General features: G+C 67.1%; 16 protein-coding genes. 12 read left to right on the top strand and 4 right to left on the bottom strand.

All coding sequences use genetic code 11. The annotated features are described in order from the left end of the window. Positions 1-91: 91 nt before the first annotated feature. Together ACUDTM_RS02470 and ACUDTM_RS02465 are read left to right on the top strand one after the other, a co-directional pair. Positions 92-2,194 carry a sensor histidine kinase gene (locus tag ACUDTM_RS02470; RefSeq protein WP_353080010.1) on the top strand — a complete coding sequence of 701 codons (2,103 nt, stop codon included), beginning with the start codon at positions 92-94 and terminating at the stop codon, positions 2,192-2,194. Positions 2,195-2,198: 4 nt separating this feature from the next. Continuing rightward, complete coding sequence (locus ACUDTM_RS02465) at positions 2,199-3,971, top strand: EAL domain-containing protein (RefSeq protein ID WP_005416466.1); 1,773 nt, start codon at positions 2,199-2,201, stop codon at positions 3,969-3,971. A 93-nt stretch (positions 3,972-4,064) separates the two neighbouring features. Here the strand turns inward: ACUDTM_RS02465 and ACUDTM_RS02460 are convergent, their stop codons facing one another. From ACUDTM_RS02460 to flgA, 4 genes are all read right to left on the bottom strand, one after another. Continuing rightward, positions 4,065-5,285: an ATP-binding protein gene (locus ACUDTM_RS02460; RefSeq protein WP_053496680.1), complete on the bottom strand. Its 1,221-nt coding sequence runs from the start codon at positions 5,283-5,285 to the stop codon at positions 4,065-4,067. A gap of 91 nt (positions 5,286-5,376) precedes the next feature. Continuing rightward, positions 5,377-5,715 (bottom strand): FlgN family protein, encoded by a 339-nt coding sequence (locus tag ACUDTM_RS02455; RefSeq protein WP_014037132.1) that lies wholly within the window; start codon positions 5,713-5,715, stop codon positions 5,377-5,379. Further along, entirely contained in the window at positions 5,712-6,017 is a 306-nt protein-coding gene (gene flgM / locus ACUDTM_RS02450; protein ID WP_005409579.1) for a flagellar biosynthesis anti-sigma factor FlgM, read from the bottom strand. Before flgM ends, ACUDTM_RS02455 begins: the two co-directional genes overlap by 4 nt. A 75-nt stretch (positions 6,018-6,092) precedes the next feature. Continuing rightward, positions 6,093-6,749 (bottom strand): flagellar basal body P-ring formation chaperone FlgA, encoded by a 657-nt coding sequence (gene flgA / locus ACUDTM_RS02445; RefSeq protein WP_088497510.1) that lies wholly within the window; start codon positions 6,747-6,749, stop codon positions 6,093-6,095. Positions 6,750-6,915: 166 nt separating this feature from the next. Between flgA and ACUDTM_RS02440 the strand changes: the two genes are divergently transcribed. From ACUDTM_RS02440 to flgJ, 10 genes are all read left to right on the top strand, one after another. Continuing rightward, positions 6,916-7,860 carry a chemotaxis protein gene (locus tag ACUDTM_RS02440; protein ID WP_019659622.1) on the top strand — a complete coding sequence of 315 codons (945 nt, stop codon included), beginning with the start codon at positions 6,916-6,918 and terminating at the stop codon, positions 7,858-7,860. Between the two features lie 147 nt (positions 7,861-8,007). Continuing rightward, a complete protein-coding gene (gene flgB, locus ACUDTM_RS02435) occupies positions 8,008-8,403 on the top strand; it encodes a flagellar basal body rod protein FlgB (RefSeq protein ID WP_005409576.1) in 396 nt (131 codons plus the stop codon). Positions 8,404-8,406: 3 nt separating this feature from the next. Further along, positions 8,407-8,814: a flagellar basal body rod protein FlgC gene (flgC, locus tag ACUDTM_RS02430; protein WP_005416461.1), complete on the top strand. Its 408-nt coding sequence runs from the start codon at positions 8,407-8,409 to the stop codon at positions 8,812-8,814. 23 nt (positions 8,815-8,837) lie between these two features. Next, positions 8,838-9,521, top strand: coding sequence for a flagellar hook assembly protein FlgD (locus ACUDTM_RS02425; protein WP_005416460.1), 684 nt, complete (start codon positions 8,838-8,840; stop codon positions 9,519-9,521). A gap of 32 nt (positions 9,522-9,553) precedes the next feature. Further along, positions 9,554-10,777: a flagellar hook protein FlgE gene (gene flgE, locus ACUDTM_RS02420; RefSeq protein WP_005416459.1), complete on the top strand. Its 1,224-nt coding sequence runs from the start codon at positions 9,554-9,556 to the stop codon at positions 10,775-10,777. 32 nt (positions 10,778-10,809) lie between these two features. Next, on the top strand, positions 10,810-11,559 hold the full coding sequence (locus ACUDTM_RS02415; protein WP_072166971.1) for a flagellar basal body rod protein FlgF: 750 nt from the start codon (positions 10,810-10,812) through the stop codon (positions 11,557-11,559). 103 nt (positions 11,560-11,662) lie between these two features. Continuing rightward, a complete protein-coding gene (gene flgG, locus ACUDTM_RS02410; RefSeq protein WP_005416457.1) occupies positions 11,663-12,448 on the top strand; it encodes a flagellar basal-body rod protein FlgG in 786 nt (261 codons plus the stop codon). A 22-nt stretch (positions 12,449-12,470) separates the two neighbouring features. Beyond that, positions 12,471-13,163 carry a flagellar basal body L-ring protein FlgH gene (gene flgH / locus ACUDTM_RS02405; RefSeq protein ID WP_005416456.1) on the top strand — a complete coding sequence of 231 codons (693 nt, stop codon included), beginning with the start codon at positions 12,471-12,473 and terminating at the stop codon, positions 13,161-13,163. A 2-nt stretch (positions 13,164-13,165) separates the two neighbouring features. After that, the gene (locus ACUDTM_RS02400) at positions 13,166-14,308 is read left to right on the top strand and encodes a flagellar basal body P-ring protein FlgI (protein WP_072166970.1); all 1,143 of its coding nucleotides are present in this window, start codon (positions 13,166-13,168) and stop codon (positions 14,306-14,308) included. Position 14,309: 1 nt separating this feature from the next. Continuing rightward, positions 14,310-15,509, top strand: a complete 1,200-nt coding sequence (gene flgJ, locus ACUDTM_RS02395; protein WP_353080012.1) for a flagellar assembly peptidoglycan hydrolase FlgJ — start codon at positions 14,310-14,312, stop codon at positions 15,507-15,509. Positions 15,510-15,512 lie beyond the last annotated feature (3 nt).

Here is a 15,512-nt window from a genome sequence, read left to right as displayed (position 1 = left end):
CGCAGTGGTTAACGGCGCCTGCGGCGGATAATTGAGTGGTGACGGCACGCTGCGGGGTAAGATGACCGGCGCCCCTTTCACCCCCCCGTCCATGCCCGCAGAACCGACCGGCAACGCCCCAGTTCCCGACCCGCGGATGGCGCAGGCGCTGAGCCGTGACCGGCGGCGGGTGGTGTTGAGCTACCTGGTGATGGCGCTGGCCTGGATGATCTCCACCGACAGCGTGGTGCAGGCGCTGGTGCCCGATCCGCAGCAGGCGGCCCTGTGGCAGGGCCTGAAGGGCTCGTTCTTCGCCCTGGCCAGCGCGGGCCTGCTGTACCTGCTGCTGCGCCCGCTGGCCGAGCATGTGCTGCATACCCACGCCCGCCAGCAGGCCTCGGAGCTGCGCCTGCGGCAGATGTTCGAGGGCAACCCCGGCCCGATCCTCGTCTATGACCTGGACACATTGGCGATCCTCGATGCCAACCCAGCCGCCTGCACCGCTTTCGGCTGGGAGCGCGATGAGCTGCTGGAACAGACCATCGACGCCTTGTGGCCACCCGGCCAGGGCCAGGCGCTGCAGGCCAAGCTGGAGGCGATCCGCGAGGCGCCCGAAGAGCTGTGCATCCTGCGCGCGCAGCTGCAGCTGCGCGATGGCGCGCTGCGGCACATGGAGCTGCGCTCCAACGCGATCAGTTACGACGGCCACAATGCGCGCCTGCTGATCGCCATCGACCGCACCGCCGAGGACCTGGCCCAGCTGCGTCGCGACCAGGCGCTGGCACGGGTGGAAGAGGCCCACGAACTGGCCCGCATCGGTGCCTGGGAGCTGGACCCGTCCACCGGGCTGGGCCGCTATTCCAACCAGGTCTATCGCCTGCTCGGCCGCCGCCCGCCCGAAGCGCGCCGCTGGCACCGCTTCGACGAACTGCTGGTGCCGGCCGACCCGGCCACCGCTACCCAGACCGAGCAGCTGCTGGCCGAGCTGTGCTCCGGCGAGCCGGTACAGGTGGACGTGCTGCTACCGCTGCTGTCGATGGACGGGCGCGCGCTGATGGTGCATCTGCGCGCCGCCAGTGGTCTTGATGAAGCTGGCCGCAACCGCGTGCTGGGCACGCTGCAGGACGTGACCGAACGCGAGCAGTCGCGGCGCCTGCTGCGCGAGCGCGAGGAGCAGTTCCGCGAGCTGGTGCGGGTACTGCCCGACGGCGTGGTGATCCTCTCCGACGAGCATGTGCTGTACGCCAACGCCTGGGCCGCCGGCCTGTTCGGCTACGGCAGCCATACCCTGCTGGGCGAGCCCTTGTCGGCGCTGGTCGCTGCCGCAGACCTGCCGCGGGTGCGCAGCCAGCTGCGTGCCGGCCAGCCACATCTGGGACCGGGCCACAGTAGCGTGGTGGCCATGCAGCGCGGCGACGGCCGCAGCTTCCATGCCGGCCTGGCGGTGGGCGACGTGCGCTACGGTGGCCGCGACTGCAAGCTGCTGATCGTGCGCGATCTCAGTGATTCCGAACGCATCCGCAGCGCGCTGGAAACCAGCAACCGCGAACTGCAGGCGATGGCCGGGCGGCTGTTCTCGCTGCAGGAAGACGAGCGTCGTGCGATTTCGCGCGACCTGCACGATGACATCGGCCAGGCCATCACCGCGATCAAGCTGTCGGCGCACGCGGCGCTGGAAGAGGACGATCCGCAGCGGCGTGGGCAGGATCTGGCGCAGATCGTCAGCCTGGCCGACACCACCGTGGCCAAACTGCGCGACATCTCCACCCTGCTGCGCCCCCCGCAGCTGGATGCACTGGGCCTGGAGGCAGCGCTCAGCTGGCAGGCGCGGGTTCTGTTCCGCTCCTCGCCGGTGGAGCTGCGGGCCGAGATCGAGCCGTTGCCGCATCGCCCCGACAACAGCATCGAACAGGCCTGCTTCCGCATCGCACAGGAAAGCCTGACCAATGCGCTGCGCCATGCGCGCGCCAGCCAGGTCCTGCTGCAGCTGCGCGATGTCGGCCAGCGCGGCCTGCACCTGCAGATCCGCGATGACGGCGAAGGCTTCGATCCGGACGGCCCGCGCGGCCTGGGCCTGATCGTGATGCGCGAGCGCGCACAGAGCGTCGGTGGCCACGTGCGGATTGAATCCGCGCATGGCGAAGGCACCCTGGTCGACGTCCACCTCCCCTACCAGGCGGCCAGCAGGGCTGCCGTCGATTCACCGGAATACTGAGCCTATGTGGAATCCCAACCTGCCCCCGGTCAGCATCGATGATGCCCCCGACCGCCTTGGCGCCGGCAACCCCGAGCTGCAGGCGATGGTTGCCGAGGCGGCCTCCGGCGGTATCGCGCTGATGCTGATGCACGTGGACATCGACCACTTCGCATCGGTCAACGAGAACATGAGTGCCGAAGTGGGCGATCAGGCGCTGGTGCTGGTGGCACAGCGCCTGCAGTCTTACCTGCGCGGGCGCGGCAAGCTGTGGCGGCATGGCAGCGACGAGTTCCTGATCGCGGTGCCGCGCACCGCCGATCTGCCGTTGCCGGAGGATTTCGCCGAGGAGATCCGCCAGCAGATGGAGCTGCCACTGTCGGTGCTGCCGTACACGTTGTTCATGACCGGCAAGCTGGGCGTGAGCCTGTGCCCGGAACATGCCAGCAGCACCTCGCGCCTGCTCGACCATGCCGAGGATGCGCTGTACCAGGCCGCCCGCGAAGGCGGCAATGCCGTGCGCATCCATGCGGTGGACACCCCGCCGAGTGCGCACAGCGAGAGCATCATCGCGCGCCAGATCGTCGATGCCATTCCCAATGGCGAGCTGAAGCTGCGCTACCAGCCGCTGGTAAGCGCGCGCGACGGCCACGTGGTGGGCATGGAAGCGCTGCTGCGTTGGCAGTCGCCGACCCTGGGCATGCTGGTGCCGGAGCGCTTCATGCGCACCGCCGAACGCCTGGGCATCATCGTGCAGATCGGCACCTGGGTGCTGGAAGGCGCCTTGAAGCAGGCGCGGCTTTGGCGCGACCAGGGCTTTGATGACTTCACCATCGCAGTGAACGTGTCCACCCTGCAGCTGCTACGGCCGAACTTCTTCGCCGAAGTGATGTCACTGCTGCAGGCGGCGGGCGTACCGGCGCACATGCTGACGCTGGAGATCAACGAGAGTGCGTTGACCAACAACGTCAATTTCGTCCACGAAACGCTGGCCAACCTGCGCAACGAAGGCATCAGCCTGAGCCTGGACAACTTCGGTACCGGCGACTCCAGCCTCAGCGCGCTGGTGCGCTACCCGGTGGACAAGCTGAAGATCGACCGCAGCTTCATCAAGAGCGCACCGGCTGGCAATCGTGAAGCGGCCATCGCCCGCGCGATCATCGCCATGGGCCACCAGCTGGGCATGACCGTGATTGCCAACGGCGTGGAATCACAGGCCCAGCTGGGCTTCCTGCGCCGCAACGACTGCGACGTGTTCCAGGGCTACCTGTTCGGCGAACCGATGTCGGCCGATGCCGCCGGCATGACCCTGCGCCGCCGCTACCTGCGTCCGGAAGCCTTCGCCGAGACGCGCCCGGACCGGACGCTGCTGCTGCTGGATGACGAGGAGAACGTGCTGCGCTCGCTGGTGCGCCTGTTCCGCCGCGACGGCTACCGCATCCTGGCCGCCGGCAACGTGCGCGATGCGTTCGACCTGCTGGCGATCAACGACGTGCAGGTGATCCTGTCCGACCAGCGCATGAGCGACATGAGCGGCACCGAGTTCCTGGGCCGGGTGAAGATGCTGTACCCGGATACGATCCGCCTGGTGCTGTCGGGCTATACCGATCTGAACACGGTGACGGATGCAATCAACCGCGGCGCGATCTATCGCTTCCTGACCAAGCCGTGGAACGACGACGAACTGCGCAAGCACATCCACCAGGCGTTCCGCACGTACGAGGAGCAGCGCCGCAGCAATGCCGGCCCGGCGCCGGTGGAGAGCGGGGATGGCGGCGAGGATCGCCCATTGCGGTAACCATCCCCTCTGGTAGAGCCGGCCGCTGGCCGGCTGCTCTGGATATCGGGTTCAATGAGGTTGCCGGCCAGCGGCCGGCACTACCAGAAGCGGTCAGCGCGGCTGCTTGACCGGCAGCACCACGCGGAAGCGCGAGCCCACGCCGGGCGTGCTGTCCAGGTCGATGCGGCCGTGGTGCTTGTTGATGATGCTGTAGGAGATCGACAGGCCCAGGCCGGTGCCACTGCCCACCGGCTTGGTGGTGAAGAAAGGATCGAAGATGCGCTGGCGCAGTTCCGGCGAGATGCCACCGCCGGTATCTTCGAACTCAACCCAAACGTGATCGCCATCAACGCCGGTACGCACCGTGATCGTGCCGCGCTCGGCGATGGCATGGCCGGCGTTGAGCAGCAGGTTCATGTAGACCTGGTTCAACTCCGATGGCAGGCACTCCACCAGGGGCAACTGGCCGAACTCGCGCACCAGGGTGACCTTGTACTTGAGTTCGTTCCAGATGATGTTGATGGTCGATTCCAGGCCCGCGTGCAGGTCGACCAGCTTCCACGACTCGTCGCGGCCGGAATACGAGAAATCCTTCAGGTCGCGCACGATGCGGGTGACCCGCTCGATGCCTTCGCGCGATTCCGCCATCAGCTGCGGCAGGTCGCGGCTGATGAAATCGATATCCAGGCGGTCACGGATATCATCGATTTCCGGGATCAGCGCTTTCGGATCCGGCGCACGCAGGGCACGCTCGTAGGCTTCGATCACGGTGAACAGGCTGCGCAGGTACTCCTGCAGGCTGCCCAGGTTGGAGTGCACGTAACCGATCGGGTTGTTGATCTCGTGCGCGACGCCGGCGGCCAGCTGGCCGATCGACGCCATCTTCTCCGACTGCAGCAGCTTTTCCTGGGTGCCATTGAGGCGCAGGTAGGCCTGGCGCAGTTCGGCATGACGCTGCTGCAGCTCGCGTTCGTAGTCTTCCTGCCCTTCGATGTGGCGGAACAGGGCGAGGAAATGCCCCTGGCCGACCGGACCATGGTGGTACAGATGGGCGATGACCACGCCCTCGCCAAGCGGCAGGCTGCCATTCCAGTGACCATGCTGGCGAGCCTGTTCCAGCGCATCGGGCGGCAGCAGTTCGCGCAGGCGCTGCGGCGGCGGCAACCCGCCGTCCTCGCCACTGGCCAGCAGGTTCTGTGCGGCCGGATTGGCCAGGGCCACCCGCCCGTCATCGGTGAACAGCAGCAGGCCTTCGCGCAGGCGCTCAAGCAGGGCCTGCAGCACCGGCTGCGGCGGAAGGGGGGCGGTAACCAGGGCGTTGGCAGCGGACACGGCGACTCGGGACGTTCGAACAGGCGCCCAATATACGCGGTCATGCAGCGGGCTTCAGCCCGCCGGGAGGGGATATGCGACCGCCGTCGCCTCAGGCGACGGCGAGGGGCCGGCCGATGCTGACCGTGTGCGACTGGCCCTTGGCATCGTAGGCCGAGGCGTCTTCGGTGCGGCCGAGCTGGCGCAGCGCCCAGTTCACCTCGCGGCGGCGGCGCGACAGCAGTACGCCGTTGGCCCGGTTGCGCTCGGCCAGTTCCTGCAGCTGTTCGCCCTCGCCCACCGGCGGCGCGCCTTCCAGCGCACGCAACGCTTCCAGCTTGGCGCCGGTAGCCCGGATCAGGGCGTGCACGTCGTGCTCGACCAGGGCCTGGCGTTCAACGTCCAGGGCCTGGGCGAGACGCTGCAGCGGCTCGCTCATCGCCGCAGTCATCCGTGCAGCTGCTGGTCCAGATCGAGCATGCGCGATGCGATCGCGTCCGGATTGATCTTGTAGGTGCCGTTCTGCAGCGACTCGCGCACGGCGGCCACGCGCTGGGCGTCGATCGCCGGGGCGGTGGTCAGCTCGCGCTCGATGGCCTGCAGATTGGTGGCCTCGCCGGTCAGGCGCAGGCTGTCGGCCGCCTCGACCGGGCGCGCCGCCGCATCGGTGCTGACACCGGGCTTGTTGGCCGGGGTCGTCACGCTGCGCAGTGCCTGGGGGACCTGCAGGTTGCCGTCGATTTTCTGGCTCATGGGGTGTCCTGGAGTTGCCGTTCACAAGGGATAACGGCCGCAGGGCCGTGATCTTTAGGGATATTTTGCGGTAATTCAACGCGCCACGATTACGTCACCTGCGGCATCGACTGTGCCTTGCACGATCCGCCGCGAGGACAGGTTCTCGACCGAGACCCGTTCGTTCTCACCGGCATCACCCATCGCACGGCCGGCAATGCGGACCTCGACCGAACCGCGACGCGACACCAGGGAAACATTGTCTCCTCGCTTGATGAGACGCTGCACCACCAGATCGTTGTTCGACAGCAGGGCCCCGGCCTGCAGCGGACGGCGGGCGACGCGGCCGATCGCTGCATTGGGATCGGACAGCACCGCGCCGGCAATCCGGGCAGCGTCACGCTGGGCAGTGGTGATATCGGCGGCAGTGAGGGTTTCTCCAGTGCCGATTCCGCGGTTGAGCACCAGTACGGTCTGGTTGCGCCGCACCTTTACAGGCACGAACAGGCGCCAGCCGCCCGCATCCGGACAGCTGACCTCCACCGTGGTGTTGGCGGTGGGTTGCACCTGCAACGCGCTGCCACATATCGGCAGGCGCAGCGCATCGGCCACCTGGGCCTCGCCCTCGCTGCCCGCCGGCAGCGTCGACAAGGCCGCCGCGCGGATGCTCGCCACCGGCTGCCAGTCGGCGGCAGCCGCCCACGGCGAGGCCAGTGCCAGCGCGATGGCGAATAGAGATGTGACCCGGCGCATGGCGCCTCCTTCAATCGGCAAGAGCTGGCCCAGGTGCGTGCAAGGCGTGTGCCAGAGGGGCAGAGCTGCCTCGGTCGAACATGGCGCGCCACCACAATTGCGGTGTGCAGCGCGCAGGTGGCAGAGCACCCTCAAGTTTGGCGCCCAACGCGCCGATACAGCAGCCATGTCCCATGACCTGCTCAACCGGATCGACCAGCGGACCCGCCTGGCCGGCCACAACCGCCTGGCGCTGCTGCTGTTCCGTCTCGGCGGACGTCAGCTTTTTGGCGTCAATGTCTTCAAGGTGCAGGAAGTCCTGCGGCGCCCGGAGCTGTTCCAGGTACCCGGCCTGCCCAGCCAGTTCGCCGGTGTGGCCGACGTGCGCGGCCGCTCGGTGCCGGTGCTGGACCTGGGCCTGGCGATCGGCCACCCCGAACGTGAGCCCGATGCCGATACCTCGCCGGGTTACCTGGTCGTCACCGAATTCAACCGCTCGATCCAGGGGTTCCTGGTCAGCGGCGTCGAACGCATCGTCAACATCGCGGTGGAAGACATCCACCCGCCGCCGGAGCTTGGCGCCGAGTCGAGCTACCTGACCGCGGTAACCCGCTTCCAGGGTGAGCTGATCCAGGTGATCGACGTTGAAAGCGTGCTGGCCGATATCGCCCAGGTGCGCGGTGACGCCGTACTCGATCCGGCGATGGCGATGCCCGCCGATGGCCCCCAGCTGCAGGTGCTGGTGGTGGACGACTCGCGCGTGGCCCGCCAGCAGATCCGCAGCGTGCTGGATCAGCTGGGCGTGGGTGCCACCCTGCTTTCCGATGGCAAGCAGGCTCTCGACCATCTGTTGCAGATCCACGCCTCGGGCGAAAACCCGGCCGAACGCTATGCCATGGTCATCTCCGACATCGAGATGCCGGCCATGGATGGGTACACGTTGACGACGGAAATCCGGCGCCACCCCGGCCTTGCCGGCCTCTACGTGCTGCTGCACACCTCGCTGTCGGGCGTCTTCAACAACGCCATGGTCGAGCGTGTCGGCGCCAACGCGTTCGTCGCCAAGTACTCGCCGCACGAGCTGGCTGACTTCGTGCTGGACCGCCTGCGCAAGGTGGCGATGGCGGCGTAGGGCCCTATCCTGTGGAGCCGAGCCCATGCTCGGCTTGTGCGGCGCCTGAACGAAAGGCAGCCGAGCATGGCTCGGCTCTACCAAGACGCACCGTGCTTTGGCACACCCCTTGCAGCTTCCCGGGCAACGTTCCCGTGGGAGTGCACCGTGCGCAACCTGATTACCGACTACCTGGGCGTCCACGCCCAGGCCATGCCGTTGCGCGAACAGCGGATGAAGCTGATCGCCAGCAACCTCGGCAATGCCGACACCCCCGGCTACAAGGCCCAGGACCTGGACTTCGATGCCGCCCTGCGCCATGCCCAGGGGCAGGATGCCAACGGCCTGATGGCCACCACCCATGAGCAGCACTACGAAATCAGTAGTGGCCTGAACCCGTTCCAGATCGCGCGCGAGGGCGTGCAGCCCAGCCTGGACGGCAACACCGTCGATCCCGATGCCGAGCGTGCCGCCTATGGCCGAGCCGCGCTCGAGTACCGCGCCTCGCTCAGCTTTGTCGAGAGCAAGGTGCGTTCCATGCTGACCGCGATCACGGGGCAATAAGCCATGAGCAACCTGCCGATCTTCGATATCGCCGGCTCCGCGCTGCAGGCACAGTCGGTGCGCATGAGCACCATCGCCTCCAATCTCTCCAACGCCGACACCGTGGCCGGGTCTGCCGACGCCGTGTACAAGCCGCTGGAGCCGATCTTCCAGGCCGTCACCAGCAAGAACGATCCCAACATCACCTCGGTGAAGGTGAAGGAGATCACCCAGAGCGAAGCGGCGCCGATCAAGCGCTACGAGCCGGGCCACCCGCTGGCAGACGCCGATGGCTACATCTACCAGCCCGATGTCGATCCGGTGGCGCAGATGGTCAACCTGATCTCGACCTCGCGCAATTACCAGGCCGGCGTGGAGATGTTGACCACCGCCAAGGAACTGGCCCTGGCCACCTTGACCATGGGCCGCTGAGGCCCGCAGCACCGGATACCGCCATGACCACCGCCGTCAACAACCAGACCAGCCAGGACGTCTATTCCGCGCTGGGCCTGAACGCCCCCAACAGCAACGCCACGAAAAAGAAGAACACGCTCGACCAGGCCGACTTCCTGCGCCTGATGACCGAGCAGCTGCAGCACCAGGATCCGCTGAAGCCGATGGACAACACGCAGATGGTCGCGCAGATGGCGCAGATGTCCACCGTGCAGGGCATCACCGATCTGAACAAGACGGTGAAGGGCTTCCAGGAATCGATGGCCAGCGACCAGGTGCTGCGTGGCGCGGCGCTGGTCGGCCACCAGGTGCTGGTGCCATCGGAAAAGCTGGTGCTGGAGAAGGAAGGCAGCGTCGAGGGCACGGTGGCCGCGCCGTCGGCCGGCATCATCACCGTGGATATCACCGATGCCACCGGCGCCAAGGTCACCTCGCTGAGCGTGGAAGCCAAGGCGGCAGGCGAAACCGCCTTCCAGTGGGACGGCAAGGACGCCAACGGCAAGCGCATGGAACCGGGCAAGTACTCCATCGTTGCCAACCATGTCGATACCGCCGGCAAGAGCACCAAGCTGTCCACCTATGTGCAGGCGCCGGTGGAAAGCGTGACCGTCGGGTCCGACGGCCTGTACCTGAACCTCAAGGGCCTGGGCACGGCCCCGATCGACTACGTGCTCCGCGTCAGCTGAGCCGCACATCCCGCATCAACCAGGAGCATCCCATGGGCTTCAATGTCTCGCTGTCCGGCATCAATGCCGCCAACACCGACCTGAGCGTCACCGCCAACAACGTCGCCAACGTCAACACCACCGGCTTCAAGCAGTCGCGCGCCGAGTTCGCCGATCTGTTCGCCTCCACCAGCTATGGCCTGTCGAAGAACCAGACCGGCTCGGGCGTGCGCGTCTCCAACGTCGCCCAGCAGTTCATCCAGGGCCACAACGAGCAGACCGGGCGCAGCCTGGACATGGCCATTTCCGGTGAGGGCTTCTTCACCATGAACATGAACGGTTCGCGTGTGTATTCGCGTGCCGGCAACTTCCAGACCGATTCGGCCGGCTACGTGGTCAATCCGCAGGGCGCGCGCCTGCAGGTGTTCGCGCCGAATGCCGATGGCACCAACTTCGACGCCGGCCGCCTGGTCGACCTGCAGCTGTTGACCACCGACAGCCCGCCGAAGCAGACCAGCGAAGTGAAGGTGGGCTTCACCCTGCCGGCCAACGCCAAGCAGCCGACCGTGGCCACGTTCGACCCGACCGACTCCAACAGCTACAACCACTCCAGCGGCGGCATCACCGTGTACGACTCGCTGGGCGTGAGCCATATCCAGGTCTCGTACTTTGTGAAGGGCGCCAACCCCAACGAATGGACCGTGCACAACTATGTCGATGGCCAGCCCGCCGGCACCCCGACCGCGGTCACCTTCGACAACAGCGGCAAGCTGACCGCCCCGGCCAACGGCAAGGTTGGCCTCGGCACCTTCACCCCGACCACGGGCGCTGGCCAGCTGAACATGACGCTGGACATCAGCGGTTCGACCCAGTACGGCGAGAAGTTCGCCCTGCGCAACACCCAGCAGGACGGCTATGCCGCCGGCAAGCTCAACGAGATCACTGTGTCCGAGTCGGGCGTGGTCTATGCGCGCTACTCCAACGGTGACGACAAGCCCCTGGGCCAGGTCGCACTGACCACCTTCAACAACACCCAGGGACTGGAATCGAAGGGCAACAACCTGTGGGTGGAGACCTTCGAGTCGGGCACGCCGCGCACCGGCATGCCGGACACCTCCAATCTCGGCAAGATCCAGGCCGGCTCGCTGGAAGCGTCCACCGTCGATCTCACCGAGCAGCTGGTCAACATGATCACCGCGCAGCGCAACTTCCAGGCCAACGCGCAGATGATCACCACGCAGGACCAGATCACCCAGACCGTCATCAACATCCGTTGATGAGCTGCTGACCCTGTCACGGAACCCCCCGCATGGATAAAGCCCTTTACGTGGCGATGACCGGTGCCCGCGCCTCCCTGCAGGCGCAGGGAACGCTCAGCCACAACCTCGCCAACTCGGATACTCCTGGCTTCAAGGAAGCGCTGGCCAACACCGAAGCCTTCCCGATCAAGGGTCAGGGCTTTGCCTCGCGGGTGGATGCGCTGCACGTCGACGCCGGCTTCAACCGCCGGCCCGGCGCGCAGCACATCACCGGCAAACCGCTGGACCTTGCACTGCAGAGCGGCACCTGGCTGGCGGTGCAGGCGAGCGATGGCAGCGAAGCGTATACGCGCGGCGCAGCCCTGTCGGTGACGCCGAACGGCCAGCTGGTGACCTCTGGCGGCCGCACGGTGCTGGATGACAACAACAACCCGATCGCCATTCCGCCCTACCAGGCGATGGAGATCGGTGCCGACGGCACGATCTCGATCATCCCGCAGGGCGAAGGCCCGCAGACGATGGCGCAGATCGGCCGGATCAAGGTGGTGCAGGCGCCGGACGAGCGCCTCGAACGTGGCCTGGATGGCCTGTTCCGCAACACCGACCCGCGCCAGCCGTTCGCACCGGCACAGGGCACCGCCGTGCACAGCGGGCAACTGGAAGGCAGCAACGTCGATGCTGCCGGTGCGCTGGTGCAGATGATCCAGCTGCAGCGCCAGTACGAAATGCAGGTGCAGGTGATCAAGCACGGCGACGACAACGCGCGCAGCGCCAACAGCCTGCTCCGCCTGGGCAGCTGACGGATTTCCGGCGCCGCCCGGGCACGGCGCTGGCACACCGCTTGCACACCCGCTACCAAGGGCCGCATTGCGCGGCCGGCTTCACCCAGACAGGACTCCGAAGATGAACCAGGCATTGTGGATCGCGAAAACCGGACTGGATGCGCAGCAGATGCGCATGTCGGTGGTTTCCAACAATCTCGCCAACACCAACACCACCGGCTTCAAGCAGGACCGCGCCAGCTTCGAGGACCTGCTGTACCAGCAGGTGCGCCAGCCGGGCGGCTCTTCGTCGGCGCAGACGCAGCTGCCGACCGGCCTGCAGCTGGGTACCGGCGTGCGCGTGGTCGCCACCGCCAAGAACTTCGAGCAGGGTGGCCAGCAGCAGACCGGCCGCGCACTGGACGTGATGGTCAACGGCCGCGGCTTCTTCGAAGTGCAGATGCCCGACGGCAGCTCGGCCTACACCCGTGATGGCTCGTTCAAGATCAACCAGGACAGCGAGCTGGTTACCAACAGCGGCTACCCGGTGCAGCCGGGCATCCAGATTCCCGAGGGCGCGCAGTCGGTCACCATCGGCAGCGACGGCACCATCAGCGTGAAGATGGCCGACAACGCCGCGTCGGTGGAAGTCGGTGCGCTGACCCTGACCGACTTCGTCAATCCGGCCGGCCTGCAGGCGCGCGGCGAGAACCTGTTCCTGGAGACCACGGCCTCGGGCCCGGCCCAGAACGGCAATCCCGGCCTGAACGGTCTCGGCACCGTGGTGCAGGGTGCGCTGGAAGGCAGCAACGTCAATGTGGTGGAAGAGCTGGTGTCGATGATCGAAACCCAGCGCGCCTACGAAATGAATGCCAAGGCGATCTCCACCACCGACTCGATGCTCGGCTATCTCAACAACAAGATCTGACCGGCCCAACCGGGAAACCGCCATGTCGCCCATTTCCAACCTCGCCCGTACTGCCCTCGCCTGCACCGTGGTCGCTCTGCTCGGTGGCTGCGTGATCGCGGGCGACGTGCGCCCCTATCCGGCGATGGCACCGATCCAGCCGATCATGCCGCCGCAGGCCGCGCCGACCGCCGGTGCGATCTACGCCGCTGGCCCGACCCTGCAGCTGTATTCGGACCGCCGCGCGCGCGATGTCGGCGACCTGCTGACGATCACCCTGCTGGAAAACACCACCGCGCAGACCAGCGCCAACACGGCCACCAACAAGGAATCCAACCTGAGCCTGGGCACGCCGTCCATCCTCGGTGCGCCGGTCACCCTGGGCGGCAAGGACATCCTCAGTGCCACCGCCAAGGGCGCGCGTGACTTCACCGGCAAGGGCAACAGCGCGCAGAGCAACCGCCTGCAGGGCAGCGTCACGGTCACGGTGATCCAGCGCCTGCCCAACGGCAACCTGGTGGTGCAGGGGCAGAAGAACCTGCGGCTGAACCAGGGCGATGAACTGGTGCAGGTGCAGGGCATCGTGCGCCCGGGCGACATCAGCCAGGACAACACCATTCCCTCCAGCCGCGTGGCCGAGGCCCGCATCGTCTACGGCGGCCGCGGACCGGTCGCGCAGTCCAACGCGATGGGCTGGCTGAGCCGCTTCTTCAATTCCGGCCTGACGCCGTTCTGAGTATGGCCATGAAACTCTTCTCCTCTTCTTCCTGGCAGCGACGCATGGCGTCGCTCTACTGTGGCGTGTTCATGGTCTTCGCGGTGGCCGCCCCGGCCAGCGCCGAGCGCATCAAGGACCTCGCCCAGGTCGGCGGCGTGCGCGGCAATGCGCTGGTGGGCTATGGCCTGGTGGTCGGCCTGGATGGCAGCGGCGACCGTACCAGCCAGGCGCCCTTTACCGTGCAGAGCCTGAAAAACCTGCTCGGCGAGCTGGGCGTGAACGTGCCGCCGAACGTCAACCCGCAGCTGAAGAACGTGGCCGCCGTGGCGATCCATGCCGAGCTGCCGCCGTTCGCCAAGCCCGGCCAGCCGATCGACATCACGGTGTCTTCGATCGGCAACGCGGTGTCGCTGCGCGGCGGTTCGCTGCTGATGGCCCCGCTGCGCGGCGCCGATGGCCAGATCTATGCCATCGCCCAGGGCAATCTGATCGTGGGTGGCTTTGGCGCGCAGGGCAAGGACGGTTCCCGTGTCTCGGTGAACGTGCCCAGCGTCGGCCGTATTCCCAACGGCGCCACCGTGGAGCGTGCCCTGCCCGATCCGCTGGCCAACGGCGGCGACATCACCCTGAACCTGCACAACAATGATTTCACCACGGTCTCGCGCATGGTCGCCGCGCTCAACAACGCGTTCGGCGAAGGTGCGGCACGCGCGATCGATGGCGTGACCGTCGCCGTCACCGCACCGACCGATCCGGGCGCACGCATCGGCCTGCTGGCGCGCATCGAGAACCTTGAACTGACCCCCGGCAGCGCCCCGGCCAAGGTGGTGGTCAATTCGCGCACCGGCACCGTGGTCATCGGCCAGCAGGTGCGGGTCGGCCCTGCGGCGATTTCGCATGGTTCGCTGACGGTGACGATCCAGGAGAACACCAACGTCAGCCAGCCCAATGCGCTGTCGGGCGGCCGTACCGTGGCCAGCCCGCAATCCACCATCACTGCCACCAACGACGGCAGCCGCATGTTCAAGTTCAGCGGCGGCACCACCCTGGACGAGATCGTGCATGCGGTGAACGCCGTGGGTGCGGCACCGGGCGACCTGATCGCGATCCTGGAAGCCCTGAAGCAGGCCGGCGCACTGAGTGCCGAGCTCGAGGTGATCTGACATGCGCATCAATCCCGCATTCGACCTGCACCCGGCGCAGCAGAACGATCCGGCGAAGATCGACAAGGTCGCACGCCAGCTGGAAGGCCAGTTCGCACAGATGCTGGTCAAGAGCATGCGCGATGCGAGCTTCGGCGACTCGCTGTTTCCCGGCGAGAACAAGATGTTCCGCGACATGTACGACCAGAAGATTGCCGAGGCGATGACCCGCGGCAAGGGCCTGGGCCTGTCCGGCATGATCACCCGCCAGCTGTCCGGCCAGGCCGCCGAAGGTCCGGCACTGGATACCCGCGTGGATCCGGCCAAGGCCAGCCGCGCTTACCAGCTCAACGCGCCGGCCAGGCCGGCACCGTCGCTGCCCCTGGAAGATGGCAGCCAGGCCGTGCGCATGCTGCAGCAGATGGCCGCAGGCGCGCAGCACGGTGCGCAGGCCGCGCTGGCACCGATGGAGCAGGCACTGGACCTGATCGCCGGCCGTGAGAGCAGCGGCCTGCACCGCTCGTTGGGCACCGAGGATCCGTACATCGGCAGCCTGCAGGGCGAGGACTGGGCCGCCAACAGCGACCAGTGGACGGCGACGGCCAGCAATCGCGGCACGGCCATGAGCCCGGCCGATGCCCTGGCCACGCGCACCGCCGTCGCCCAGCTCGGCGAGCATACCCCGGAGGGCTTCGTCGCCAGCATCTGGCAGCACGCACAGAGCGCGGCCAGGGAACTGGGCGTGGATGCCCGCGCCCTGGTCGCCCAGGCAGCGCTGGAGACCGGCTGGGGCAAGCGCCACATCAAGCATGCCGATGGCAGCACCTCGCACAACCTGTTCGGCATCAAGGCCACTGGCTGGAACGGCCAGCGCGCCACGGCCGGCACCCATGAATATGTCGATGGCGTGCGCCGCAACGAAACCGCCAGCTTCCGCGCCTACGGTTCAGCTGCCGAGAGCTTTGCCGACTACGTGCGCCTGCTGAAGACAAGCCCGCGCTACCAGCAGGCCCTGCAGGCCGGCACCGACGTGCAGGGCTTCGCCCTTGGCCTCCAGCGCGCCGGTTACGCCACCGATCCGCGCTACGCCGCCAAGATCGCTGCGATCGCCGGCGGCCCGACCATCGAGCGCGCCGTAGCCGCCGTGGCCGACGCCGGCTCGCGCCTTGGCCAGACCTTCGCCAGCACCGCGACCGCGGCGCTGGGTATCACTCGTCGTTGAGGA

Source organism: Stenotrophomonas maltophilia group sp. vghtpe118, from assembly GCF_052605195.1.
The sequence above is the reverse complement of the archived record's forward strand: the minus strand, read 5'-3'. Positions and strand labels throughout refer to the sequence as shown.